Source organism: Microbacterium testaceum StLB037, assembly GCF_900104345.1.
Classification (GTDB): domain Bacteria; phylum Actinomycetota; class Actinomycetes; order Actinomycetales; family Microbacteriaceae; genus Microbacterium; species Microbacterium testaceum_A.
On sequence record NZ_FNJN01000002.1, the window covers coordinates 366,379 to 390,296 of the forward strand.

At 72.7% G+C, this 23,918-nt stretch carries 20 protein-coding genes and 1 pseudogene; 13 read left to right on the forward strand and 8 right to left on the reverse strand.

Going from position 1 to position 23,918, the window contains the following annotated elements; translation table 11 throughout:
* Positions 1–88: 88 nt before the first annotated feature.
* On the reverse strand, positions 89–970 hold the full coding sequence (purU, locus tag BLS25_RS05060; protein ID WP_074694650.1) for a formyltetrahydrofolate deformylase: 882 nt from the start codon (positions 968–970) through the stop codon (positions 89–91).
* A 138-nt stretch (positions 971–1,108) separates the two neighbouring features.
* Positions 1,109–2,227, reverse strand: coding sequence for a zinc-binding alcohol dehydrogenase family protein (locus BLS25_RS05065; protein WP_074694651.1), 1,119 nt, complete (start codon positions 2,225–2,227; stop codon positions 1,109–1,111).
* 80 nt (positions 2,228–2,307) lie between these two features.
* On the opposite strand from BLS25_RS05065, the gene BLS25_RS05070 reads away from it, so the two are divergent.
* The 3 genes from BLS25_RS05070 (at position 2,308) to BLS25_RS05080 (ending at position 5,063) form a co-directional block, all read left to right on the forward strand.
* A complete protein-coding gene (locus tag BLS25_RS05070; RefSeq protein WP_074694652.1) occupies positions 2,308–2,868 on the forward strand; it encodes a TetR family transcriptional regulator in 561 nt (186 codons plus the stop codon).
* 153 nt (positions 2,869–3,021) lie between these two features.
* The gene (locus BLS25_RS05075; RefSeq protein ID WP_074694653.1) at positions 3,022–4,344 is read left to right on the forward strand and encodes an MFS transporter; all 1,323 of its coding nucleotides are present in this window, start codon (positions 3,022–3,024) and stop codon (positions 4,342–4,344) included.
* Positions 4,345–4,376: 32 nt separating this feature from the next.
* Positions 4,377–5,063, forward strand: a complete 687-nt coding sequence (locus BLS25_RS05080; RefSeq protein ID WP_056224649.1) for a GNAT family N-acetyltransferase — start codon at positions 4,377–4,379, stop codon at positions 5,061–5,063.
* A gap of 36 nt (positions 5,064–5,099) precedes the next feature.
* Here the strand turns inward: BLS25_RS05080 and BLS25_RS05085 are convergent, their stop codons facing one another.
* Positions 5,100–5,309 carry a hypothetical protein gene (locus BLS25_RS05085; RefSeq protein ID WP_056228063.1) on the reverse strand — a complete coding sequence of 70 codons (210 nt, stop codon included), beginning with the start codon at positions 5,307–5,309 and terminating at the stop codon, positions 5,100–5,102.
* A 5-nt stretch (positions 5,310–5,314) separates the two neighbouring features.
* Entirely contained in the window at positions 5,315–6,130 is an 816-nt protein-coding gene (locus BLS25_RS05090; RefSeq protein ID WP_056224648.1) for an SDR family oxidoreductase, read from the reverse strand.
* 207 nt (positions 6,131–6,337) lie between these two features.
* Between BLS25_RS05090 and menC the strand changes: the two are divergent.
* Both menC and BLS25_RS05100 read left to right on the forward strand, forming a co-directional pair.
* Positions 6,338–7,470 (forward strand): annotated as a pseudogene (gene menC, locus BLS25_RS05095) (o-succinylbenzoate synthase).
* 99 nt (positions 7,471–7,569) lie between these two features.
* On the forward strand, positions 7,570–8,958 hold the full coding sequence (locus tag BLS25_RS05100) for a glycine--tRNA ligase (protein ID WP_056224644.1): 1,389 nt from the start codon (positions 7,570–7,572) through the stop codon (positions 8,956–8,958).
* Between the two features lie 80 nt (positions 8,959–9,038).
* On the opposite strand, the gene BLS25_RS05105 is transcribed toward BLS25_RS05100, so the two are convergent.
* Positions 9,039–10,049, reverse strand: a complete 1,011-nt coding sequence (locus tag BLS25_RS05105; protein ID WP_074694654.1) for a LacI family DNA-binding transcriptional regulator — start codon at positions 10,047–10,049, stop codon at positions 9,039–9,041.
* A 210-nt stretch (positions 10,050–10,259) separates the two neighbouring features.
* Here BLS25_RS05105 and BLS25_RS05110 point away from each other — a divergent pair, with 210 nt between their 5' ends.
* From BLS25_RS05110 to BLS25_RS05120, 3 genes are all read left to right on the forward strand, one after another.
* Positions 10,260–11,510 carry a hypothetical protein gene (locus tag BLS25_RS05110; protein WP_056224640.1) on the forward strand — a complete coding sequence of 417 codons (1,251 nt, stop codon included), beginning with the start codon at positions 10,260–10,262 and terminating at the stop codon, positions 11,508–11,510.
* Complete coding sequence (locus tag BLS25_RS05115; protein WP_074694655.1) at positions 11,507–13,147, forward strand: amidohydrolase; 1,641 nt, start codon at positions 11,507–11,509, stop codon at positions 13,145–13,147. The genes BLS25_RS05110 and BLS25_RS05115 overlap by 4 nt, the downstream gene beginning before the upstream one ends.
* A gap of 103 nt (positions 13,148–13,250) precedes the next feature.
* Entirely contained in the window at positions 13,251–17,759 is a 4,509-nt protein-coding gene (locus BLS25_RS05120) for an SCO7613 C-terminal domain-containing membrane protein (protein WP_074694656.1), read from the forward strand.
* Between the two features lie 12 nt (positions 17,760–17,771).
* Here the strand turns inward: BLS25_RS05120 and BLS25_RS05125 are convergent, their stop codons facing one another.
* From BLS25_RS05125 to BLS25_RS05135, 3 genes are read right to left on the reverse strand one after another with little or no spacing between them, the layout of a single operon-like run.
* On the reverse strand, positions 17,772–18,350 hold the full coding sequence (locus BLS25_RS05125; protein WP_074694657.1) for an HhH-GPD-type base excision DNA repair protein: 579 nt from the start codon (positions 18,348–18,350) through the stop codon (positions 17,772–17,774).
* A 37-nt stretch (positions 18,351–18,387) separates the two neighbouring features.
* Positions 18,388–18,669 (reverse strand): hypothetical protein, encoded by a 282-nt coding sequence (locus BLS25_RS05130; RefSeq protein ID WP_143017832.1) that lies wholly within the window; start codon positions 18,667–18,669, stop codon positions 18,388–18,390.
* A 40-nt stretch (positions 18,670–18,709) separates the two neighbouring features.
* Entirely contained in the window at positions 18,710–20,047 is a 1,338-nt protein-coding gene (locus BLS25_RS05135; protein ID WP_074694816.1) for a glutamyl-tRNA reductase, read from the reverse strand.
* Between the two features lie 100 nt (positions 20,048–20,147).
* On the opposite strand from BLS25_RS05135, the gene hemE reads away from it, so the two are divergent.
* From hemE to BLS25_RS05160, 5 genes are all read left to right on the forward strand, one after another.
* Positions 20,148–21,185 carry a uroporphyrinogen decarboxylase gene (gene hemE, locus BLS25_RS05140; protein ID WP_081349685.1) on the forward strand — a complete coding sequence of 346 codons (1,038 nt, stop codon included), beginning with the start codon at positions 20,148–20,150 and terminating at the stop codon, positions 21,183–21,185.
* Positions 21,182–22,690 carry a protoporphyrinogen oxidase gene (hemG, locus tag BLS25_RS05145; protein ID WP_074694660.1) on the forward strand — a complete coding sequence of 503 codons (1,509 nt, stop codon included), beginning with the start codon at positions 21,182–21,184 and terminating at the stop codon, positions 22,688–22,690. The genes hemE and hemG overlap by 4 nt, the downstream gene beginning before the upstream one ends.
* A gap of 111 nt (positions 22,691–22,801) precedes the next feature.
* Complete coding sequence (locus BLS25_RS05150) at positions 22,802–23,203, forward strand: hypothetical protein (protein ID WP_056224623.1); 402 nt, start codon at positions 22,802–22,804, stop codon at positions 23,201–23,203.
* A gap of 3 nt (positions 23,204–23,206) precedes the next feature.
* The gene (locus BLS25_RS05155) at positions 23,207–23,617 is read left to right on the forward strand and encodes a phage holin family protein (RefSeq protein ID WP_056224620.1); all 411 of its coding nucleotides are present in this window, start codon (positions 23,207–23,209) and stop codon (positions 23,615–23,617) included.
* The gene (locus BLS25_RS05160) at positions 23,607–23,885 is read left to right on the forward strand and encodes a hypothetical protein (protein WP_074694661.1); all 279 of its coding nucleotides are present in this window, start codon (positions 23,607–23,609) and stop codon (positions 23,883–23,885) included. The genes BLS25_RS05155 and BLS25_RS05160 overlap by 11 nt, the downstream gene beginning before the upstream one ends.
* Positions 23,886–23,918 lie beyond the last annotated feature (33 nt).

The window sequence follows — 23,918 nt, forward strand, 5'->3', positions numbered from 1 at the left end:
TGCATCACCGTAGGCGACAGGAAACGACCCCTCACGCCTGCGTGCGGGCGTCGAGCCACGCGCGGCGGCCGGGGGCCGGCATCCGGGATCAGAAGACGATCGTGTGGTTTCCGTGGCGGATCACGCGGTCTTCGGCGTGCCAGAGCACGGCGCGCGAGAGCACCTGGCGCTCGACGTCGGCACCGCGGCGGGCGAGCTCGGCCGAGGAGTCGGCGTGGGTCACGCGGACCGTGTCCTGCTCGATGATCGGACCCTCGTCGAGGTCGCTCGTGACGTAGTGCGAGGTCGCTCCGATGAGCTTGACGCCGCGCTGCTTCGCCTTCTTGTACGGCTCCGCGCCGATGAAGGCCGGCAGGAACGAGTGGTGGATGTTGATCACCGGCACGCCGATCTTCTCGAGGAACTCCGGCGAGAGGATCTGCATGTAGCGCGCGAGCACGATGAAGTCGACGTTGCCGACCAGCAGCTCGAGGATGCGGGCCTCGGATGCCGACTTGTCGGGCCCCGGCGTCGACGGGACGTGGAAGAAGGGCACGCCGAACGAGCGCACGTCCTCCGCCGCCGTCGTGTGGTTCGACACGACCATGGGGATGCTGACGGGGAGGTCGCCGCGGCGGTGACGCCACAGCAGGTCGAGCAGGCAGTGGTCCTGCTTCGAGGCGAGGATCGCCATGCGCTTGGGCGTCGAGAGGTCGGTGAGCGTCCACTCGAGCTCGAAGCCGTCGCCGAGGGTCTTCGCGAGGTCGGCCTCGATCTCGGGGAACGCGGCCGAGAGGTCGGGGCGGTGGAAGACCACGCGCTGGAAGTACGCCCCGCCACGGGGATCGTCGGAGTACTGGTCGAAGGCGACGATGTTGCCGCCCTGGCGCGCGATCAGCGCCGAGACCGCGGCGATGATGCCGGGGGTGTCACTGCCGTGCACGATGAGACAGGCGTGATCGGGCTGCAGGTGGGGGCTCGCGGAGACCATCGGACCATTATTCCGCGCGCGGGTGGCGTCGCCGACCACGCGCGGTGTCGCTTCGGGGCGTGGTTCGTGGCCCCGGGGCCTCTTGTGCCGCCCCGGGGCCATTTACGCCGGCCCGCCGGGGCCCGGCCCCGGCCCGCGTCAGAGGCGCACGACGATCTTCTGCGCCGAGACGCCCGCGCGCTGGCGGTCGAGGGCGCCCTGCACGGTGTCGAGGCCGTCGCCGACGACGAGCGGGGCGGGTGCGGGGCGGAGCGAGCCCTCGGCGAGCAGGCGCGGGACGACCTCGCCCCAGAGGCGCGGGCCCATCTCGTCGTCGCGGAGGCTGCTGCCCCAGACGAAGTTCGCGCGGATGCCGCGGCGGCGGGCGCGCAGCGTCGAACGCAGCGTGCCGAGCCCGATGCGCGTGAAGACCGGCAGCATCGCGGGGAACAGACGGCGCCGACCGACCAGTGAATCGAGCGCGATCGGCGTGCTCGCCATGGCCAGCCGGTTCCCGCCGGTGCGGGTGAGGACGTCGATGCACGCGTCGGTCGAACCGGCCCCGAGCGCCACCGCCCCGACCACGGGGCGTCCGCCGACGGCCGCGACCAGCTCGGCCACGGCGGAGGGCGAGCGGTGGTCGACGACGGCGTCCGCTCCGAGGTTGCGCACGGTCGCCGCGTTGCGGGCGGATGCCGTGGTCACGACGTCGTAGCCGGCGGCGCGGGCCAGTTGGATGGCGTTCATGCCCACGCTCGTGGAGCCGCCCCAGATCACGACGACGCCTCGGGCGGTGTCGGGCGCCGGGTCACCCGGCATCCGGAGTCCGAGGTGCTGGGGTTGGAACAGTGCGCACGCCGCCGTGGACAGGCCCAGCGGGAAGACGGCGGCCTCCTCGTCGGAGAGGCTGTCCGGTGTGGGGGCGGTGAGTCGCTCGAGCAGGGTCGTGTACTCCTGGAACGCGCCTTCGCGCAGCGGATCCCGGCCGCGGTCGGTGCCGGTCGCGAGCCCGAAGACGCGCTGACCCACGCGGAGGCGCGTGACGCCGGACCCGATCGCGACGACCTCGCCCGCGACGTCGGAGCCGAGCACGGCGGGGGTCTGCAGCCATCGGTAGGTGATGCGGCTGGTGCCCTGGATCACCCAGTCGAGCGGGTTGACCGCCACGGCGCGAACGCGCACGAGCACCTCGTCGGCGGCGGGTGCCGGGGTGTCGACCGTGCCGCGGGTGAGAGCGGCTCGAGGCGCGGAGAGCAGGGCGGCGGGGTGCGAGGACATGGGGGACCTTTCGCGTGATGACACGGAGTGCCTTCACTATAGACGTGATGACACACAGTGTCGTCCCATACGATCTCCGTATGGGCAGATGGGCACCCGACACCAGAGAGCGCTTGCGCGAAGCCGCGATGCAGCTTTTCGCGGAGCGCGGATTCGACGCGACGACGGTGCCCGACATCGTCGAGCGGGCCGGGGTGACGCGGCGCACCTTCTTCCGTCATTTCGGCGACAAGCGCGAGGTGTTCTTCGGCGACGACGAGATCCCGAGGCTGGCCGCCGAGATGCTCGCCGCCGCCCCGGCGGACAGCTCGCCCTTCGAGATCGCGTGGGCGGGGTTCCAGTCCCTCGCCACCGACCGCTTCGAGCCCCGCCGCGACGAGATCGCGGCGGCGCGGCGCCTCATCGAGGCCGAGCCCGCCCTGCGCGAGCGCGACCTGCAGAAACAGGCCGACCTGCGGGCGGTGTTGGTCGAAGGGTATCGCGCACGCGGCGTCGAGCCCCTGCACGCGCGCGTCGTGGCCGGTGTCGCGGTGGAGCTGCTGCAGACGGCCCTCGAGCAGTGGGCGGCCGACGCGATGCGCGCGCCCCTGCGTGATCACCTCGAGCGGGTCCGCCGCGAGATGGCGGCCGTCCTGGGCTGACGCGCCACCCGCTGCTCGCCGGCACCGGGGCGCGTCTCGTGCACCGGGGCGGTCGGCGGACGCCCCGCTGCACGGAAGGCACCCCGCTGCGCGCGCCCTGCGCACACCGCCACCCCGCCGCCGATGTCGGTGGCCGGGGCTAGCCTGGAAGACGTGACCAGCACCCTCCGCCTCGACCGGCCGGGGTGGCGTACCTGGACGCTGTGGATCGTCGGCGTTCTCGCGTACGTCGTGTCGATCATCAACCGCACCTCGCTCTCGGCGGTGGGGGTGGATGCCGCTGTGCGCTTCGGAGCCGACGCCTCGGCCCTGTCGATGTTCGCCGTCATCCAGCTCTTCGTCTACGGCGCGATGCAGATCCCGGTCGGACTCCTGCTCGACAAGTACGGCGCGCGACCGATGATCGCGATCGGCATGGTGCTGATGGCCGCGGGTCAGCTCGTCATGGCCTCCGCGGATGCCGTGGGGATCGGCATCCTGGCCCGTGTCCTCATCGGTGCGGGCGATGCGGCGATCTTCCCGAGCGTGCTGCGCGTGATCGCGACGTGGTTCCCCGCGCAGCGGGCGCCGGTGCTCGTGCAGCTGACTGGGATCATCGGTCAGCTCGGCCAGATCGTCGCCGTGGTCCCGCTCGCCGCCCTCCTGCACGCCACGAGCTGGAGCGTCGCCTTCGGCAGCGTCGCGGGTCTCGGCCTGCTGTTCGCGGTCCTGACGTTCCTGATCATCCGCAACCGCCCGCCCGAACGCCGGTCCGACCCGGTCGACACCTCGGTCGACACGCAGACCGGCGCGATCCGCGTGGTGCGGTCATCGCCCGACCTGCGGCAGGGTTTCCGCGAGTCGTGGGCGCACCCCGGCACGCGTCTCGGGTTCTGGTCGCACTTCGCCACTCCCTTCGCGGGCACGGCGTTCATGCTGCTGTGGGGCTTCCCCTTCCTCACCGCGGGCGAGGGCCTCGCCCCCGCCACCGCGTCTCTCGTGATGACCTCGCTCGTGCTCTTCAGCATCCTCAGCGGTCCCGTGATCGGGGCGCTGTCGAGTCGGCATCCCACCCGCCGTTCGCGCTGGCTCGTGCTGCCGACCGTGGTGTTCCAGGCCGTCATGTGGATCGTCGTGATCGTCTGGCCCGGGCCCGCGCCCGTGTGGCTGCTCGTCGTGCTCATGTTCGCGCTGTCGACCGGGGGGCCGGCGTCGATGATCGCATTCGATCACGCGCGCACGTTCACCCCGAGTCACCGCCTCAGCACGGCGACAGGCATCGTCAACGGCGGCGGATTCCTCGCGGCCCTCCTGGCCATCCTGTTCATCGGCATCGCGATGGACGTGCAGGGTGCAGGAAGCCCCGAGACGTACTCGCTCGACGCATTCCGTCTCGCCTTCCTGACGCAGGTGCCGCTGTGGCTCGTGGGCGGGATCGCGATCGTCATCGAGCGCGGGCGGACCATCCGCCACGTCGGCGGGGTTCTGCCGCGCTGACGCGCCCGCGCCGCGGTGCGAGACTCGAGAGCATGAGCGAGATCGACATCCGGACCCTCGACACCGTCGAAGCCATCCACGAGGCCGCGGGTGTGCTCGACCGGGTCTGGGGTGAGCACGGGACCATGCCGGCGAACATCCTGCGGGCTCTCGAGCACGCCGGAAACTACGTCGTCGGCCTCTACGACGGCGACCGGATGATCGGCGCCTCGGCGGCGTTCTTCGGCCCGCCCGCCGAGAGGTCGATGCACTCGCACATCACCGGCATCGTCCCCGGATATCAGGGGCGCGGACTGGGCCGACAGCTGAAGAACCACCAGCGCGAGTGGGCGCTTGAGCGCGGCGTCGGCCGCATCACCTGGACGTTCGACCCGCTCGTCGGTCGCAACGCCCACTTCAACCTCGCGGTGCTGGGCGCGCGCGTCACCGACTACCTCGTGAACCAGTACGGCGAGATGGCCGACGCGGTGAACCGCGGCGACGAGTCCGACCGCCTGATGGTGTCGTGGGCGCTCGCCGAACCTCCCGCGCCCACCCCAACGGATGCCGGGATCTCGGCCGTCGTGCCCGTGCCCGACGACATCGAGGCCCTGCGCTCGAGCGACCCGGCGGCAGCCGCCGAGTGGCGCCGGCGCATGCGTGCCGAGCTGCGGGGGCACCTGGCATCCGGTCGACGGATCGGCGGTTTCGATCGCCGCGGGTACCTCATCGTCGGCTGAGACGGCCCCGCATCCTCGCGCCGGGACGCGGGGGCGTCACTGCTCGGTGATCGGGGTGTCCTTCTCGGCCGCCGGGTCGCCCTGGCCCGGACCCGGTCGCACGGCCGCGTCGTCGCGGACGTCGATCCGCGTGATCCCGTCGTGCTCGCTGACGTCGAAGCGCGGCGCGGCGTCTTCCTCCGTCGCCTTCGGCGCGCTCGTCAGCTGGTCGTGACGGTTCTCTTCGAAGCTCTTCTCGTCGCTCACGGTGGTCACTCCTTCTCGCCGGCCGAGCGCCAGGCGTCCGACTCCATGTGCGAGCCCGCCTGCGGGCCCATGTGCAGCATGCCGCCGTCGACGACCCAGCTGGCTCCGGTGACGTAGGCGCTCTCGCGCGAGGCGAGGAAGCGGATGACGTCGGCGACCTCGTCGGGCTTTCCGGGGCGACCCAGGGGGATGCCGGGGCGGTGGGTGCGCTCGGCGTCTTCGGCCGACATGTCGTTGATGGGGGTGGCGATCTCGCCGGGCGCGACCGCGTTGGCGGTGATGCCGTACTGGCCGAGCTCGAGGGCCATCGTCTTGATGAGTCCGCCGACGCCGTGCTTGGCGGCGACGTAGGGGGCCGAGCCGACGCGCGGCTGGTGCTCGTGCACGCTCGACACGACGATCAAGCGTCCGCCGTTGCCGGCCTTCGCCATGCGGCGGGCGGCGGTGTGCAGGGCGAGGAACGCCCCGTCGAGGTTGAGTGAGATGTCGGTGCGCCAGGTGTCGAAGTCGAGGTCGAGGAAGCTGCCCCCGATGCCGCCTCCGGCGTTGTTGACGAACACGTCGAGGCCGCCGAGCTCGTCGGCCATGGCGTTCACGGCATCCGGAACCGCGTCGAAGTCGGTCGCGTCGAACTGCGCGACGATCGCCTTCACACCGCGCTCGCGCACGGCTGCGGCGGTCTCTTCGGCGCCGTCCTTGTCGGAGTGGTAGGTGACGGCGACGTCCATCCCGGCGGAGGCGAGGGCGAGGGCCGTGGCCGCGCCGATGCCCGAGTCGGAGCCGGTGACGATCGCGTGGCGGGGGGTGAAGTCAGCGCTCATGCGGCCGACGCTACGCGCGGGCCCTGCGCGGGCGCGGTCCCTTGCCAGGTGCACGCGCGGGCGTTACGGTCGCCCGGCCGCGCACAACTCCTGCAGATCGGGAGGTTCAGCTCGGCGTGGACCCGCAGACGTGCCGATCTGCAGGGGTTGTGCAGCCCCCGCCCGGCTGTCGTCCCGCCCGGCCGCCGCCCCCGCTAGCCTGCCGTCATGCCGCTGATCCGCCCCGCCGCGCCCGTGACCCTCGATGCCGTCGACCTGCGCGTGCTGCACATGCCGCTCGTGTCGCCGTTCACCACCTCGTTCGGCACCGAGACGGTGCGCGAGGTGATCATCGTGACCGCCGAGACGCCCGACGGCCGCGGCTGGGGAGAAGTGGTGACGCAGTCCGAGCCGTCGTACTCCAGCGAGTACACGCAGGGCGCGTGGGACGTGCTGACCCGCTTCCTCGCCCCGGCCCTGCTCGCGCGTCGGACCGTGGCACCCGAGGAGGTCGCCGGGGCGCTGCACCACGTGGTCGGTCACCGCATGGCGAAGGCGGTCTCGAGCTCGCGGTGATCGACGCGGCCCTGCGCGCCGAGAACCGCAGCTTCGGCGAGTACCTCGGCGCCGAGAAGGACAGGGTGCCCTCGGGCGTCTCGGTCGGCATCCAGAGCGACCCGCGGGCTCTCGTCGCGGCCGTCGGCGGCTACCTCGACGAGGGGTACGTGCGCATCAAGATCAAGATCAAGCCCGGTCGCGACATCGACGACACGGCCGCCGTCCGCGCGGCCTTCGGCGGTATTCCGCTGCAGGTCGACGCCAACTCCGCGTACACGCTTCAGGATGCCGACACCCTCGCCGAACTGGACCGCTTCGACCTGCTGCTCATCGAGCAACCCCTGCAGGAGGACGACCTGGTCGATCACGCGACCCTGGCGAAGCGCCTGTCGACGCCCGTCTGCCTAGACGAGTCGATCGTGAGCGACAAGGCCGCGGCCGACGCCCTCGCCCTCGGCTCCGCCGCGATCATCAACATCAAGGCGGGCCGCGTGGGCGGCTACCTCGAGGCCGTCGCGATCCACGACCGCGCGCTCGCCGCGGGCGTTCCCGTGTGGTGCGGGGGCATGCTCGAGACCGGCATCGGCCGCGCGGCCAACGCCGCCCTCGCGGCCCTGCCCGGCTTCACGCTGCCGGGCGACATCTCAGCATCCGCTCGCTTCTACACGCGCGACATCGTGACCGAGCCGGCCGTGATCGAGGACGGGCACGTGCGCGTACCGACCGGCGCCGGGCTCGGTGTCGAGATCGACGAAGCCGCGCTCGAGGAGTTCACCGTGCGTCGCGAGCGCCTCACGCGGTGACGCCCGGAGGGCGACCAGGCGGGCACGGGCCTCTTCGATAAACTGGATGCCGCGCACTCGCGCTCGAACCCCACAGCTTTCCCGACCATTGGAGCCACCGTGGCCGAACAGTCCCGCCTCGACAAGGTCATCGCCCTCGCCCGCCATCGCGGGTTCGTCTTCCAGGCCGGTGAGATCTACGGCGGTTCGCGCTCCGCATGGGACTACGGCCCCCTCGGCACCGAGCTCAAAGAGAACATCCGCCGGCAGTGGTGGCAGACCTTCGTTCGCGGTCGCGGCGACATGGTGGGGCTCGACTCGAGCATCATCCTGCCCAAGCGCGTGTGGGAGGCCTCGGGTCACGTCGCGACCTTCACCGACCCGCTCGTGGAGTGCCTGAGCTGCCACAAGCGCTTCCGCGCCGACACCCTCATCGAGGACTTCGAGGCGCGCAAGAACCGCAAGGCCGAGAACGGCCTCGCCGACGTGCCCTGCCCCAACTGCGGCACCAAGGGGCAGTACACCGAGCCCAAGTCGTTCTCGGGCCTGGTCAAGACCTACCTCGGCGTCGTCGACGACGAGTCGGGCCTGTACTTCCTGCGCCCCGAGACGGCGCAGGGCATCTTCGTGAACTTCTCGAACGTGCTCACGGCATCGCGCCGCAAGCCCCCGTTCGGCGTCGGCCAGGTCGGCAAGGCCTTCCGCAACGAGATCACCCCCGGAAACTTCATCTTCCGCACGCGCGAGTTCGAGCAGATGGAGATCGAGTACTTCACCCCGCCGGCCGAGGCGAACGAGTGGTTCGAGCACTGGGTCGAGGCGTGCTGGAACTGGTTCATCGAGCTCGGCATCGACCCCGAGAACATGAAGCGCTTCGACGTGCCCGAAGACGACCGCGCGCACTACTCCGCCGGCACGATCGACGTCGAGTACCGCTTCGGTTTCCCGGGCAAGGAGTGGGGCGAGCTCATGGGCGTCGCCAACCGCACCGACTACGACCTGAAGAGCCACTCCGAGGCGTCGGGCCAGTCGCTCACGTTCTTCGACCAGGCCTCGGGCGAGAAGTACACGCCCTACGTCATCGAGCCCTCGTTCGGTCTGACGCGCGCCATGATGGCCTTCCTCGTCGACGCGTACCGCGAAGAAGAGGTGCCCAACGCCAAGGGCGGCACCGACACCCGCACGGTGCTCAAGCTCGACCCGCGCCTCGCGCCGGTCAAGGTCGCCGTGCTCCCGCTCTCGCGCAACGAGCGCCTGTCGCCGCTGGCCCGCGAGGTCGCCGACACGCTGCGCGCGGCCGGCTGGAACATCGACTTCGACGACGCGGGCGCGATCGGCCGCCGCTACCGCCGCCAGGACGAGATCGGCACCCCGTTCTGCGTCACGGTCGACTTCGACTCCCTCGACGACAACGCCGTGACCGTGCGCGACCGCGACACCATGGGCCAGGAGCGCATCGGCCTCGACGCGCTGCACGGCTACCTGGCGGAGCGCCTGCGGGGAGCCTGACCCGATTCAGCGAAGACCGGATGCCGTGGCCCGAGGCCGTGGCATCCGGTCTTCCGCCGTTTCGGGGCGCCGTCGGCGGCTCACGCGCGGGGGAGGGGCCCCGCGGTGCTCGCGCGGACGACGAGTCGCGGTTCGGCCAGTCGCACCGTCTCGAGGGTCTCGTCGGCGTCCCACACCTCGACGAGCAGTTCCAGACAGGCCGACCCGAGCTCGCGCGCGGCGAGGTCGATCGAGGTGACCGGCGGCGACAGCAGGGAGTGCGCGGGTTCGTCGACGCACGCCGCGACGAGGAGGTCGTCGCCGACGCGGCGGCCGGCGCGAACGGCGGCCTCGAGGGTCGCCGCGGCGGAACCGCTCGGGGCGATCACGAGGGCGTCCACCTCGGGGAGCGCCAGGAGCTCGGCAACGGCCCGGCCGATCTCGTCGGCGGTCGGCACGAACGAGACCCGGCGCGACAAGTCTTCGCGACCGTGCGCGCGGGTCCATTCGGCGTAGGTCTCGGCCAGCTCACGGCTCCACGACGTGCCGTCGGGCGGCAGGATGGCGGCGATGCGCGCGGCGCCCCGGTCGGCGAGATGGGCGAGCAGTCGGGTGAGCGCCGCGCGGTGGTCGGTCGCGACACTGCCCTCGGTGCGCCCCGCGCCGCCCAGGACGTGCTCGCCGCTGACGACGGGGCGGTCCGAGTCGAGCAGGGCCCGGATGCCGGGATCCTCGACGGACGCGTCGACGATCACGTAGCCGTCGACGAACGCCGACGGCGCGGAGGTGTCCGCGGCATCGCGGTGGGGGAGGAGGATCACCGACAGCCCCCGGCGGTCGGCGGCGTCGACGACGCCGAAGGCGAAGTCCGTGTAATAGGGCAGGTGGGTCGTGCCCGCCGGCAGGGACAGGCCGACGGCTCCCGACCGCGCCGTCCGCAGGCTGCGCGCGGGGATGTTGACCGAGTAGCCGAGGTCGCGCGCGACGCCCAGGACGCGGTCGCGGGTGTCGGGGGAGACCCCGGTCTTGCCGCGCAGGGCGAACGAGGCGGCGGCGACCGACACGCCCGCGCCGGCGGCCACGTCGTGGAGCGTCGGCTTGCGCGGGGTCACGAGCAGTGACGTTACCCGACGCGGGGTGGCGGTCGATCCGCGGAGGGGTCTTGCGGCGCGGTGAACTTAAACGTTTAATGTCAGGGAAACAGAACGGGCACGGAGACCGAAACACACGGTCCCTAGCCTCGGGTCCACCGGACGCTCTCGACGAGGAGGCGTCCCGGCCCGTCCCGTGTCCGCCGCACGCCGGCTCCCCGAGAGGTACCCGTGTCCGCTTCCGTCCAGACCGCCCCGACGTCCGTCGGCGCCGCCCGACTCCCCATCCGCTTCTCCACCGCCTCCTCGACGTTCCTCGTCGGCATCGCGGGGTACCTCGGCGTCAACCTGTCGCCGTACATGATCGCCGCCGTCCAGACGGGCGTCGGCGCCGACGTGCTCACGGCGAGCTGGATCGTCACGGCGACCCTGCTGCTCACCGCCCTCGTCGGCCTCGCCGTCGCCCCCGCGTGCGCGGGACCGCGCCGTCGCCTGGTCGCGCGCGTCGGTCTGATCCTCGCGGTCGTCGGCTTCGGCGCCGCGGCGCTCGTTCCCGCGCTCGTCGTGACGGGCCTGCTCCTCGGCGGGGTCGGAGCCGGTGGGGCGGTCGCGGCCGCGGGCGCCGCCCTCGCCGCGTTCCGCAACCCCGACCGCGTCGCCGGACTCAACGGTCTGGCCAACCGCGGGCTCATCACGGTCATCCTCGCCGTCGTCCCGCTGATCGGCCTCGCCCCGATCGACGTGTTCGGCTCGATGGCGGTGTTCAGCGTCCTCGCCCTGCTCACGGTGTCGTGGATGCCCACGGCCCCGGCCGCGACGGTGCACGCGGCGGCGGCGATCGGCGAGGCCGTCCCCATCGAGGTCCCTCCCACCGGCACGCTCCGCTCCGCCGCGCCGCCCTCGCGCACGGTCACGGTTGCGGGCTTCGTGCTCCTCGTCGTGTTCGCCCTGTGGGCCGCGAGCGAGGATTCGCTGTGGGCCATGGCCGGGGTCATGGGCGCCGACAACGCCGGTCTGACGCCCGAGGGGCTCAGCCTCGCCCTCAGCGGCGCCACCGCGGGAGGCCTGCTCGGCACCATCGCGCTCGTGGCCGTCGGAGATCGCCTGGGTCGCGGCATCCCCCTGATCGTCCTGCTGGTGGCCGGCGGCATCCTGAAGATCGTCGAAGGCTCCGTGACCGATCCGACGCTCTTCGTCGTGGTCTTCATCGCGTGGAACACGATCTACGCCGTCGCCTTCATGTACTTCGTCGCCACGGCCGCGGCTCTCGACGCCGACGGACGCTGGTCCGGGCCCCTGCTCGCGACCTACCTCGTCGGTTCGGCGCTCACGCCCGTGATCGGCGCATCCCTGGTGGGGCTCCTGGGATACCAGGGCTTCGCCCTCACGCTCGCCCTCGCGAGCTTCGTCCTGGCCGTTCCGGCCGGCATCATCGGCGTGCTCTCGCGACGGCTCGAGCGCGCCGCGAAGGAGGCAGCATGACGCGCACGCTCTACCGCGGGGGACGGATCTTCACCGCCCACACCGATCCGCGACGGCAGTGGACGGATGCCATCGCCGTCGACGGCGAGACGATCGCGGCCGTCGGGGCCGAGGCGCTGGCGTCCACGGCCGACGAGGTGGTCGACCTGGGGGGAGCCGTCGTGCTCCCGGGCTTCACCGACGCGCACACGCACCTGCTGATGATGGGCGCGTCCCTCGCGCAGGTGCCGTTGACCGAGGCGCGGTCGCTCGAGGCGATCCAGGTCCTCCTGCGCGAGGCGCGCGAGGCGGCTCCCGAGGCGCCCGCGATCTGGGGGCGCGGGTGGCTGTTCGACTCGATTCCGGGCGGGGCGCCGACCGCGAGCATGATCGACGCGGTCGTCTCCGACGTCCCCGTCTACCTGGACGCCAACGACTACCACTCCTGCTGGGTGAACTCGGCGGCGCTGGCCGAGCTCGGCATCACCCGCGACACCCCCGACCCGCTCGGCGGCGAGATCGGCCGCGACGCCGACGGCGAGCCGAACGGGATGCTCTTCGAGACGGCCGCGATCCGCTACGCGTGGGCCCGTCGCGACTCCTCCACGACCGACGACGAGCGCGACGCCGCCGTCGATCGCGTGATCGACGCGTACGTGCGCGCCGGAGTCGTCGGAGTCGTCGACATGGCTTTCAACGAGCACGGCCTCGCCGCCTTCGAGAGAGCCGTGACGCGCCACGGCGGGCGGCTCCCGATCCGCGTCGCCGCACACTGGCTGGTGGAGAACACCGGTGATCGCGAGAAGAACCTCGCCCAGTTGGACCGCGTGATCGACCTCGTCGAGCGCACCTGCTCGTCGTGGGTGCGGGTGATCGGCATCAAGCTGATCCTCGACGGCACGATCGACGCGTGCACGGCGGCGATGGGCGCCCCGTACGCCGACGGTTCGAACGCCGCCCCCATCTGGCCGCTCGCCGATCTCGCGCCGGTGGTGGGCGCTGCCGACGCCGCGGGGCTTCAGATCGCGATGCACGCGATCGGCGACGCCGCGAGCGACGCGGCGCTCGTCGCCCTCGAGCGCGCCTACCGCGCCAACGGCGATCTGCCTCGTCGCCACCGCATCGAGCACCTCGAGTACGCCGCCCCGGGGACGGCGGAGCGCATGGCGCGGCTCGGAGTCACGGCATCCATGCAGCCGGTCCACGCCGACCCGGCGATCTACCCGAACTGGGCCGCGATGCTCGGTGACGAGCGGGCCGACCGTGCGTTCGCGTGGCTCGAGTACGAGCGCGCGGGAACTCTTCTGGCGTTCTCGACCGACGCGCCGACCGCCCCCTACGACGCCCTCGCCAACATGTACGTCGCGGCGACCCGCGCCTCGGCTCTCGACACGACCGTGGCGGCGGTGCACCCGCAGTTCGCTCTGCCCCTGACCGACAGCATCGCCCACGCCACGCGCGATGCGGCCGCGTCGACGGGGGACGGCGACTGGCGCGGGCGTCTCGCTCCCGGGTTCGCGGCCGACTTCGCGGTCCTCGACACGGACCCCTTCGCCGACGGGGCCTCGACGCTCTTGACTGCCCGCGTCGTGCGGACCGTGCGGGCCGGGGAGACGGTCTTCGCCGAGGAGGCGGTCGCCGCGCTGCCGCGCGACTGACGGCTGTGCCCCCGGGCTGGGGAGGAACCGCCGCTGTGCAGGACCCCGGTGGGGCGGCCGGACTTCGCTAGCCTGGGGCGACGACCGACGCCGAGGGGGCACGATGACGGAAGTCGATGACGGGGGAGCACTGTCGGGCATCGCCTGGCCCGAGCAGCCGGGGGCGCTCGTCGACACGTCGCGCTGCCCATCGTGCTTCGCACCCATCACCGTGTCGCCGTGCGCCTCGTGCGGACTCGACCTGACCGATGCGCGCACGGCGCGGGTGCTCGACCTGTCGCAGCGGATCATCGCCCTCGTCGACGAGCGCGCCGACGTCCTCATGCGGGTGCACAGCGATGCGGAGACCGCGGCTGCCCGGGCAGAAGAGGAACGGATGCCGGCTCCCCCGTCGTCCGAGCTTCACCCGGTGCTGCCGTCCCCGGTGCTGCCGTCCCCGGTGTTTCCGTCCCCCGCGCCTCCGTCCCCGGTGGCGATGCCCCCGGGTGACTCCGCGACGGCCGAGCCCGCATCGCTCTCGACGACGGTGTCGGCGCCCGCCGCAGCCGCCGACGTGGCGTTCGCACCGCCGTCGGGGCCGACGATTCCCCCGGGGCCGCTCGTCGAGCCGAGCGCAGGCTTCCCGGCTGTGCCGCCGTTCGACGGTGGTCCTCCGGTGGAGCCGGCCGTACCCGTCCCCGCGGGGCCGGCCGCGCCCCGCCGTTCGAGCGTCCAGGTCTTCCTCCTGTCGGTCGGCGTGGTGCTTCTCGCCGTGGCTGCGGCCTTCTTCCTCACCGTCGCGTGGATCAGTGGCGGGCTCGTCCTGCGCTCCGTCATCATCGGACTCGTCACGGCGGCGATCATCGCCACCGCCTCGCTCCTGCGCCGTCGGGGCCTCGGTGCCACCTCCGAGGGCATCGCGCTGCTCGGGATTGCTTTCGTGGCCCTCGACGTCTGGGCCGTCCGAGCCAACGACCTGGGCGGGGCGGCGAGCCTCGAACCGAGCGTGTACTGGGGCGCGACGACGGTGGCCGCGGGTGTCGCGTTCGTGGGCTGGTCGCGTCTGTCGCGCCTGCGCGCCCCGCTCTCGGTCGCTGTCGCGGCCCTCGCGCTCGGGCCCGCGATGCTGGTCGCCGGTCTCTTCACGCGGGGTGCGGCCCTCGGGTGGTACGCGTGGGGGCTCGTCCTGCTGCTCCTGGCCCTCGCGGCACCCTTCGCACCGCTCCTCGCCCGGGCTCCACGCCCGGCGTTGACGATCGAGATCGCGGTCGTCCGGGCTCTCGCCGCCGTCGGTGCGGTCGTCGCGATGACCTCCGCCCTGATCGTCGACCCGCGCAGCACGGCGACGCCCGCGGTCCTCGGCGCGGCGCTTTCCCTCGGTCTCGCTCTCCACGCCCGGTCGCTCGCGCGCCGAGGTGCCGCGCGCCTGGCGCCGACGGCCGCGGTGGCAGCGGTCGTCGTCCTCGGGCTGGGGATCGCGGGCACGGTCATCCGTGCGGCCGACGCGACCCTGTCCGTCACCGTCCCGGTGCTCGTCGCCTCGGCCGTCGCGTTGGGGCTCGACGTCGCCGCGCGTCGCGCGACTCCGGGCCTCGGGCGGACGACCGTCGTCGTCGCTTCGCTGGCTGCGGCGATCGCCGCCGCTGTCGCCGCGATCCTGCCCCTGGTCGGCGCGATGGATGCCGTCGGCACCGTCCTGGGTCGGTCGATCGTCGTCTTCGGGCGCTCCGCCCTCGATCTCTATGCCCCGGATGCCGTCAGCACGGCGGCCGTGATCGCCCTCGCGGCCATCGTCGTGCTCGCCGCCGTGGTCTGGCGTCTGTCGGGATCGTGGGCGCAGCGCCGGACCCCCGCGCTGATCGCCGGGGCGGCCGTCGCCCTGCTCGCGGGACCCCAGCTGCGCGTCCTGATCCTCGTGGTCGCCTGGTACCTGGCGCTCGCCGTGGTCGCCGTCGTCGTCCTCCGCCGCCGTCGCGGCGACATCGCCCTCGCCGCGGTCGGGGGTTGCCTCGCCCTCGGCGCAGGGTGGGTGTCGTCGTTCTCCTCTCCGCTCGCCTGGGGGCTGTGCAGCGTCGTGGTCGCGGCCGTGCTCGCCGCGGTGGCCGGAGCGCATCCGAGTATCCGGGTGCCGTCCGCGATTGCGGTCGTCCTGTTCCTGACGGGGAGCGCCGTCCTCGTTCCCGGGGCGTTGCGCGCCGGAGCCGACCTCGTCGTCGACGGGGCCACCCCGACGACGGTTCCTTTCGCGATGGCATCCCTCTGTCTCGTCGCTCTCGTCGCCCCGCTCTTCCACCGGTGGGGTCTCGACGTCGCGCAACGAAGCGCCGGCGTGGTCACCGCTCTGGCGGCGATCGTGGTGGTCGCCGCCCCCGCGCTATGGTTCCGCGCGGGCATCGCGACCGACGTGTGGATGCTCGCGTCGGCGCTGGTCGCCGCGGTCGCGTCGGCGGCCGTCCTCACGACGCCCTACCTGCCATGGCGCGTCGCGCGGCCCTTCGCGGCGGTCATGACGCCCCTGCTCGTCGCGGGCGCGGCCGGTTCCGCGCTCCGGCTGATCGACCCGCTGCCGCTGGTGCCGGCGATCGTCTACGCGGCGATCGCCGTCGTCAGTGCCGCGGCGGGCCTGCGCCTGCTCCGCACCGACCCGTCCACCCGCGCCTGCCTTGACGTGGGGGCCGCGCTCGTGGCCGCTCTGTCGATCGTCGTCGTTCCCTCGCAGGGAGTCCGGTGGCTTCCGTTGCTGCTCGCGGCGGTGGCCGCTGTGCTGTGGGCGACCGATGGCGACGGTCTCTTCCGCTCTCGCGGGCCCCGCCGACACCTCATCTGGCTCGCGCTCGTCCTGGGCACCCTCGCGCTGTGGACGCGGCTGCTCTGGCAGCAGACCGAGACGGTCGAGCTCTTCACCGTGCCGGTCGGTATCGCGGTGCTCGGCATCGCGGCCGGCCACGAGCGGGCGCGGCGGGTGGGAGAGAACCGTTCCGCGGTCGTCCCAGCGGTGATCGCCGCCGCGGGGACCACCGTCGCGCTCGCTCCCAGCGCCCTCTCGGCCTCGGGAAACCTCGTCCACGTGCTGGCGGTCGCGCTCCTCTCGGCCGCGGTTCTGGTGGTCGGGGCCTGGGTGCGTCCTCCACGGACCCCCGACGAACTTCCCGTCGCGGTCGGAGCCGCGGGAGCGCTCTCGCTCGTGCTGGTCACGGTCGCGCAGCTCCTCCCCTCCGTCGAGCGGGGTGGCATCGGCATCGCGGATCTCGTCGTCGTGGTGTCGGTCGTGGCGATCGGCGCTGCCGCCGTGGGCGTCGCGCGACGCCCGGCCCCGTGGGCGGCGTCGTCCGCGCGCAACGCTCTGGTCGGCGCCGCCGTACTGCTCGCGCTCGGGTCGGCCGTGCTGGTCGCCGTCGACGGCGGGCCGATCGGGCGCATGGTGATCGCCGTCGCGGTGCTCGGTGCCGTCGGCGTCGCCGCCCTGCGCGTGCGTCACCGGCTCGGGGGGATGCCGCTCGCGATCACCGCGCACTCCGGAGCGGGGCTCGTCGCCCTCATCGGCGTGGGGGCGGATATCCGCCCGATCGAGTGGGCCACGGTGCCTCTCGCGCTCGTGTGGATCGCCGCCGCCCTCCTCGATCGCCGCCGCCCGGTCGCCCCGGCCTCGGTGCTGTTCGCCGTCGGCGGTGCGGCGGTCGGGCTCCTGCCCTCCGCGGCGCTCGCCGACGCGTCGCCGGTGCGCGCGATCGGCGTGACGCTCGCGGCGGTCGCCGTGCTGGTGATCGCAGCCGTTCTTTTCCGCGGCGCGCTCGCCCCGCTGGCGACCCCGGTGATCGGCGTCGCCTCGCTCGGGCTGATCGTGGCCCCGTCGCTGCGCGCCCTGCACGAGCTCGCGACCGCGCTGTTCGACGTCTGGCTCGTCGCCGCGACCGTTCCCCTGGTGGCCGTCGCCGTCCTCCTCCGCCGTCGGCGCGCGGACGTCCTGCCCGGGGTGTCGCAGGCTCTCGCGGTCGCCGCTCCCGCTGTCGCGGTGGTTCTCACCGCCATGCGGCTCTCGGCCACGGGCGAGGGCCCGCTGCGTCTGATCGTGACGCTCGTCGCCGTCCTCGCCCTCGGGCTGTGGTGGCAGGGTGCGGCGGTGCGGTGGACCGCGATCGGTCTGTCGGCCGTCCTCGGCCTCGTGGCGATCGTTCTCGGCAGTGCCGATCCCGTCGAGGCGGCCACGACTCCCCTCGCCGTGGCGCTCTTGATCCACGGCATCCGGACCCTTCGTCAGCGTCCCGCGGTGCGGACGTGGCCGGCGCTCGGGATCGGCCTGGCGCTCCTGCTCATCCCCTCGCTGCTGTTCGACTTCTCGAGCGGCAACGCGCTGTGGCGCGTCCTCGCGCTCGGCGTCGTCGCTCTGCTGACGCTGCTGGTCGGCGCGCGGTTCCGTTGGCAGGCCCCGGTTCTGCTCGGCGGGATCGTGCTGATCGTCCACGCCGTCGCCCAGCTCTGGCCGTGGATCGCGTCGCTCTACGAGAGCGCGTCCGGTCTCTGGTGGCTGTGGCTCGGCATCGCCGGCGTGCTCCTCATCGTGATCGCGGCGACGTACGAGCGCCGCATCCGCGAGGTGCGGGCGGTGGCCCTCGCGATCAGATCTCTGCGGTGAGGGAGCGAGTTCCTACTTCGCCTTCGCTTCTTTCGCCGCGGCCTTCGCGGCGCGCTTGTGCTCGCGCACCTTGGTGAGCGACTCCGGGCTCACGATGTCGGCGACGGAGCGGAACGAGCCCTCTTCGCCGTAGGGGGCCGAGGCCTCCCGCCAGCCGGCGCCGTCGAAGCCGCGTTGCTTGCCCAGCAGGGCGAGGAAGATCTTCGCCTTCTGTTCGCCGAAGCCCGGCAGGGCCTTGAGGCGCTTCAGCACCGTCTTGCCGTCGGGGTCGTCGCGCGTCCAGAGGTTCTCAGCCTTGCCGTCCCAGTCCTCCTCGATCGCCGCGCAGAGCGCCTGAACGCGCCCCGCCATCGATCCCGGGTAGCGGTGGACGGCGGGCGACTGCGAGAACGCGGCGGCGAACTCATCAGGGTCCTGGTGCGCGATCGCGCCGGCATCCATCGATCCGGTGCGCTCCTGGATCTTCAGCGGGCCGGCGAACGCCGTCTCCATGGCGACCTGCTGGTCGAGCAGCATGCCGATCAGCAGGGCGAGCGGGTTGCTCGACAGCAGCTCGTCCGCGGCGGGGTCGTCGGTGATGCGCAGGCTCATACCCTCATTCTCGCGCGAACACCCGCAGGCGCAGCCCTCAAGCCGGGTCCGCGATCCACTTCCGAGCGAACGGCACGGCATCCATCTCGAGCAGATCCTCCGTCGCCTCGCTGATCTGCACCTCGAAGTGGGCGACGCTTCCGGGCTTCAGCCGCTTCACGAGCGATCCGTCGACGCGACGGATGACGGTCTCGGTCACCGAGGGAGCGTCGTCCTCGATGTGCAGCAGGCCCAGGGCGAACGTCGCCACCCAGCGCAGTGCGTTGCCGCGGCGGGGTTCTCCCGCGACGACATAGACCTCGGATGCCGGTGTGCTCACGGCATCCATCCTGCCCGAGGACCCGGGATCAGGCGGGGAGTCAGCCCGCGTCGGCGATGTCGCGACGCGCGGGGGCGGAGGCCGCGGGATCGGCGACCTCGATGCCGAAGAGAGCCGACAGGGCGTCGATGTACTCGTCGGCGCGGCCGGTCTCGGCGAGCTCGTGGGCGCGGGTGGTCGGGGTGTGCAGCAGCACGCCGACGAGGTGGCGGAGTGCCTGCTCGGTCTGACCGCCCTCGTCGCCGCGGGCGCGCACGCGGGCGACCTCGGCGTCGAGCACGCCGAAGACGTGCGCGCGCAGGGCCACGACGGCGGGGGTGATGTTCTTGCGCTCGCCGACCGAGGCGAAGCGGCGGGCGGCGTCGCGCACGAGGTCGCGCGCGGCGTCGGTGGCCTGCAGCTCTTCGAGCGGGGCGTGCAGGCGGATGGTCTCGAGGTCGAGCAGGTCGACGCCGGGAACCGTGGCGACGTCGGGGTCGACGTTGCGGGGAAGACCCAGGTCGATCACGAGGCGACGCGCGGTGTGGTCGACGGGGCAGACGCCCGCGGCCCCGTCGACGGCAGCTTCGAACGCCCCGCGGCCCGCGGCGAAAGTCGCCGCGCTGAGGACGTGGTTCTCGCTGGTGGTGCAGGTGATCACGAGGTCGGAGTGGGTGACGACGCTCGGGAAGGTCTCGGTCGAGATCGCGCGCAGACCGTGCTTGGCCGAGAACTTCGCGGCCCGGCCCGAGGGCGAGTACACCGAGATGTCTTCGGCGCCCTGATCGCGGAGGGCCGCGACCGTGGCCGCGGCGTAGGCGCCCGTGCCGACCAGCAGCACCCGCTGGGTCGACCAGTCGGCGATGCGGCTGTCGGCGAGCTCGAGGCCGAGGCGCACGAGGGAGCGTCCGGCGCGGCCGATCGCGGTGGAGTTCTTCACGCCGCGCTGCGCTTCGGAGGCCCGCTGGAACAGGCGCTCGAGTTCGGCGGAGGTGGTGCCGAGCTGGCGCGACTCGTTGAGCGCGCGGCGCACCTGACCGGCGATCTCGCCCTCGCCGACGACGACAGATTCGAGACCGGATGCCACCGAGAAGAGGTGCTCGGCCACGTCGCTGCCGCCGAGGACGGTGTACGAGCCCTCGAGCTCGCTGGCCGGGACGCCGGTCGCGGACTCGATGGCCGCGAGGGTGGCCTCGATGCCGAGGGCGACGGCCGCGGTGACGGGCTCGTCCATGTCGACGTAGGCCTCGAAGCGGTTGCAGGTCGCCACCACGACGGCGCCCTGGACGCACTCGTCGTGCTCGGCGATCAGAGGGGCGACGGGTGTCGCGGGTACGCTGAGCCGCTCGAGGAGATCGAAGGACGCGGTCTTGTGACTCGCGCTGACGCACAGCAGCACGTCCATATTCTACGCCCGGCTTCCTCGGGGTATTCCGGGTGGCCTCTCGACGTCAAGGCATCCCACGTGCTCCCGCGGGGCGGGTGGGAGGATGGATGCCATGGCCTCCCTCGACGCGCCCCTGCTCCGTGCCCTCCGTGGCGATCGTCCCGAGCGGCAGCCGGTGTGGTTCATGCGGCAGGCCGGACGCTCCCTGCCCGAGTACCGGGAGTTGCGCGTGGGCACGCGCATGCTCGACGCGTGCCTGACCCCCGACCTCGCGGCGGAGATCACTCTCCAGCCGATCCGCCGTCACAAGGTGGACGCCGCGATCTTCTTCAGCGACATCGTCGTGCCGCTGCGTCTGGCCGGCGTCGACGTCGTGATCGAGCCCGGCCGTGGCCCGGTCTTCGCCGACCCCGTCCGCACCGCCGACGACGTGGCGCGGATCACCGCGATCGACCCCGACGACGTCGCCGCGGCGGCCGAGCCCGTGCGCGAGGCCGCCCGTCGCGTGACCGCCGAGCTCGACGAGGCCGTTCCCCTCATCGGCTTCGCCGGGGCGCCCTTCACTCTCGCCGCCTACCTGGTCGAGGGCGGGCCGAGCAAGGAGCACCTGCGCGCGCGCGGCATGATGCACGCCGACCCGGAGTCCTGGCACCGTCTGGCCGGGTGGCTGTCGAAGGTCTCGCGCGCGTTCCTCGACGCGCAGATCGACGGCGGTGCCCAGGCCGTGCAGCTCTTCGACTCGTGGGCGGGGTCGCTCTCGCCCGCCACGTTCCGCGAGTTCATCGCCCCGCATTCTCACGCCGCACTCGAGGGGATCGAGGTCCCCCGCATCCACTTCGGCGTGGGTACGGGAGCCTTCCTCGACGACATGCGCCTGGGCGGTCTCGCCGACGCGGTGGGGGTCGACTGGCGCATGCCGCTCGACGAGGCCGCGGCGATCGTGGGCCCCGACGTGACGCTGCAGGGGAACCTCGACCCGGCGCTGCTGGGCGCTCCGTGGCCGGTCCTGGCCGCGCACGTCGACGACGTCCTCGCCCGCGGTCGCGCGGCCCGCGCGCACATCCTCAACCTCGGGCACGGCGTGCCGCCCGACACCGACCCCGATGTGCTGACCCGCATCGTCGCCCGCGCTCACGGGGAGGACGCGTGAGCGAGCCCCTCGATCGTCTCGTGCGTCACGCGCACGAGACGCGGGTGATCGTCGTCGGCGGCGGGATCTCGGGTCTGGTCGCGGCGCGCGAATGCGCCAAGGTCGGTCTGAAGGTCACGGTCCTCGAGGCCTCCGAGGTGTTCGGCGGGGTCCTGCGGACCGCCGAGGTCGGCGGGATGACCCTCGATGTCGGTGCTGAGAGCTTCGCGACGCGCGGCGGAATCGTGCGCAGACTCCTCGACGAGCTCGGTCTCGCCGACGACATCGTCTCCCCCAACCCGGCCGGGGCGTGGGTCGCGGGTGTGCCGGGAGTCGGGGCGGCGCCGCTGCCGAAGGGCGGGGTGCTCGGCATCCCGGACAATCCCTTCGCCCCCGACGTGCGACGCGTCATCGGCTGGTCTGGCGCGTGGCGTGCCTATGTGGACCGCCTTCGGCCGCCGCTCACGATCGGTCACGCGCACAGCCTCGGAAAGCTCGTACGGTCGCGGCTGGGCGCGCGTGTGCTCGACCGGCTCGTCGCACCGGTCACGAGCGGGGTCTACTCGGCCCGTCCCGACGACATCGACATCGACCTCGCGGCCCCCGGCCTGAACGCGGCTCTGACGCGGACGGGCTCGCTCACGGGCGCCGTCGCCGACCTGCGTGCGAGCCGGGCGGCTGCGCGGCCCGCAGACGCTCCCGCGTCGGACGTTCCCGTCGTGTCCGGCGGGGCCTCGAAGACTCCCGCCCCCGGGGGCGCGGTCGAGGGCATCGCCGGCGGGATGTCCCGCCTCGTCGACGCTCTCGTCGCCGCCCTGGTCGAGAGCGGCGTGGAGTTGCGCACGGGCGTTGTCGCCCGGGCTCTCGAGAAGACCGACGACGGCTGGACGGTGACCACCTCGGCCGACGACGAACCGCTCCCGGCTCGCGCCGTCATCGTCGCCCTGCCCGAGGGGCCCGCCCGCGAACTGCTCGCGCCCGTGGTCCCCGGCCTCGAGGTGGGCGATCCCGTCGCCCCGGTCGTCGAGGTCGTGACCCTCGTGGTGCACGCCCCCGCTCTCGACCGGGCTCCGCGCGGCACCGGCGTCCTCACCGTCCCCGGTAGCCACGTCGCGAAGGCCCTCACGCACTCCACCGCGAAATGGGACTGGGTTCGGGATGCCGCCGAGCCCGGCGTCCACGTGGTGCGCGTCTCGTTCGGTGCCCAGGGCGAAGAGCCCGCGACCGCCGCCCTCGACGACGACGCGGCGGCAGCCCTGGCCCTCTCGGAGGCCTCCGCGATGCTCGGCGTCGAGCTATCGGCATCCGCCCTCCGGGACGCGCATCGCGTTCGATACGTGCAGTCGCAGCCCGCGGCGACCATCGGGCGGGCGGCCGAGACCGCCGCCGCGCGCGGTGCCGTACGCGCGGTTCCGGGCCTCGGGGCGACCGGCGCGTGGATCTCGGGCACGGGCCTCGCCCAGGTCATCCCCGACGCCCGCGATGAGGCCGATCGCGTGCGCAGCGACGCCCTCTGGACGAGCTGACCTCGCGCTCTCTCGACCAAGTCCGCCCGGCTGTCAAGGGTGGATGCCGAGCGCGGCATACATGACTACTGTGAGACTCGACCAGCACTCGTTCGAGCGTGAGGAGACCCCATGAGGGGCAAAGCAGCACTCGTCGTCGGACTCGTGGCGGGCTACGTGCTCGGCGCACGGGCAGGCCGCGACCGGTACGAGCAGATCAAGACTCAGGCCGCGAAGGTCTGGGACCAGCCCGTCGTCCAGGGACAGGTCGAGAAGGTCAAGGCCTTCGGCGTCTCGGCCCTGAAGTCCGTTCCCGGCGTGGTGTGGAAGGGCGCGAAGTCGGTCACCGGTGCCGCGAGCGGCTCGGGCACCGTGCAGGAGCGCGCCGAGCGCGCCGGACGCGCCGCCAAGCAGTCGGCCCACGAGGTCGCCGACGTCGTCGAGGACTCCGTCGACGACGCCAAGCAGGCGGAGAAGTCGGCCACCACGCGGGCGCGTGCGGCCAAGAGCGGCTCCACCTCGTCCGGGAGCTGACGCATGACCACTCCGCGCGGATTCCGCGATCGTTCCGACGACAGCCTGTTCACCCTCATCGGGGATATCCCCGAACTGGTGCGCAACCTCGTCGTCGCCGAGATCAACGGCGCGAAGGCGTGGGCGCAGCGCACCGCCAAGGACGCCGGGATCGGCGCCGGGTGGTTCGTCGGTGCCTTGATCGTCGTTTTCTGGGCCATCCCCGTCTTCTTCGCTTTCGTCATCGCGGGGCTCTCGTCGTGGTGGCCGGTGTGGCTGTCCGCGCTCGTCGTGTTCGGCGTGATGATCGTCATCACCGCGATCCTGGCCCTGCTGGGGTACTTGCGTTTCAAGAAGCTCTCGAACCGCGAGAACCCGGGCACGGCCATCTCCGAAGACGTCCGCATCGTGAAGGAGGCCCGCGATGAGTATTGATCGCCCCGTCCCCGTCCCCCGCACCGCGGTTCCCCTGGGGATCACCGACCCGGTGCAGTCGGCGCGCGCCGAGCTCAAGGCGGCGCTGGCCGCCATCGAGGTGAAGGCCAACGCCCCGCGTCGCGTCAGCGAGGCCATCGACCGGACCGTCGGCGAGGTGCGCGAGAAGGCGCAGCAGAACCCCGGCGCTGCCGCGGCTGCGGTCGCCGGCGTCGCCGCGCTCGTCGGCCTCGCCGTCTGGGGCATCGTCCGCGCCTACACGCGCTGAGACTCCGCGAAGCGGCCCGCCTCCTTCGGGAGT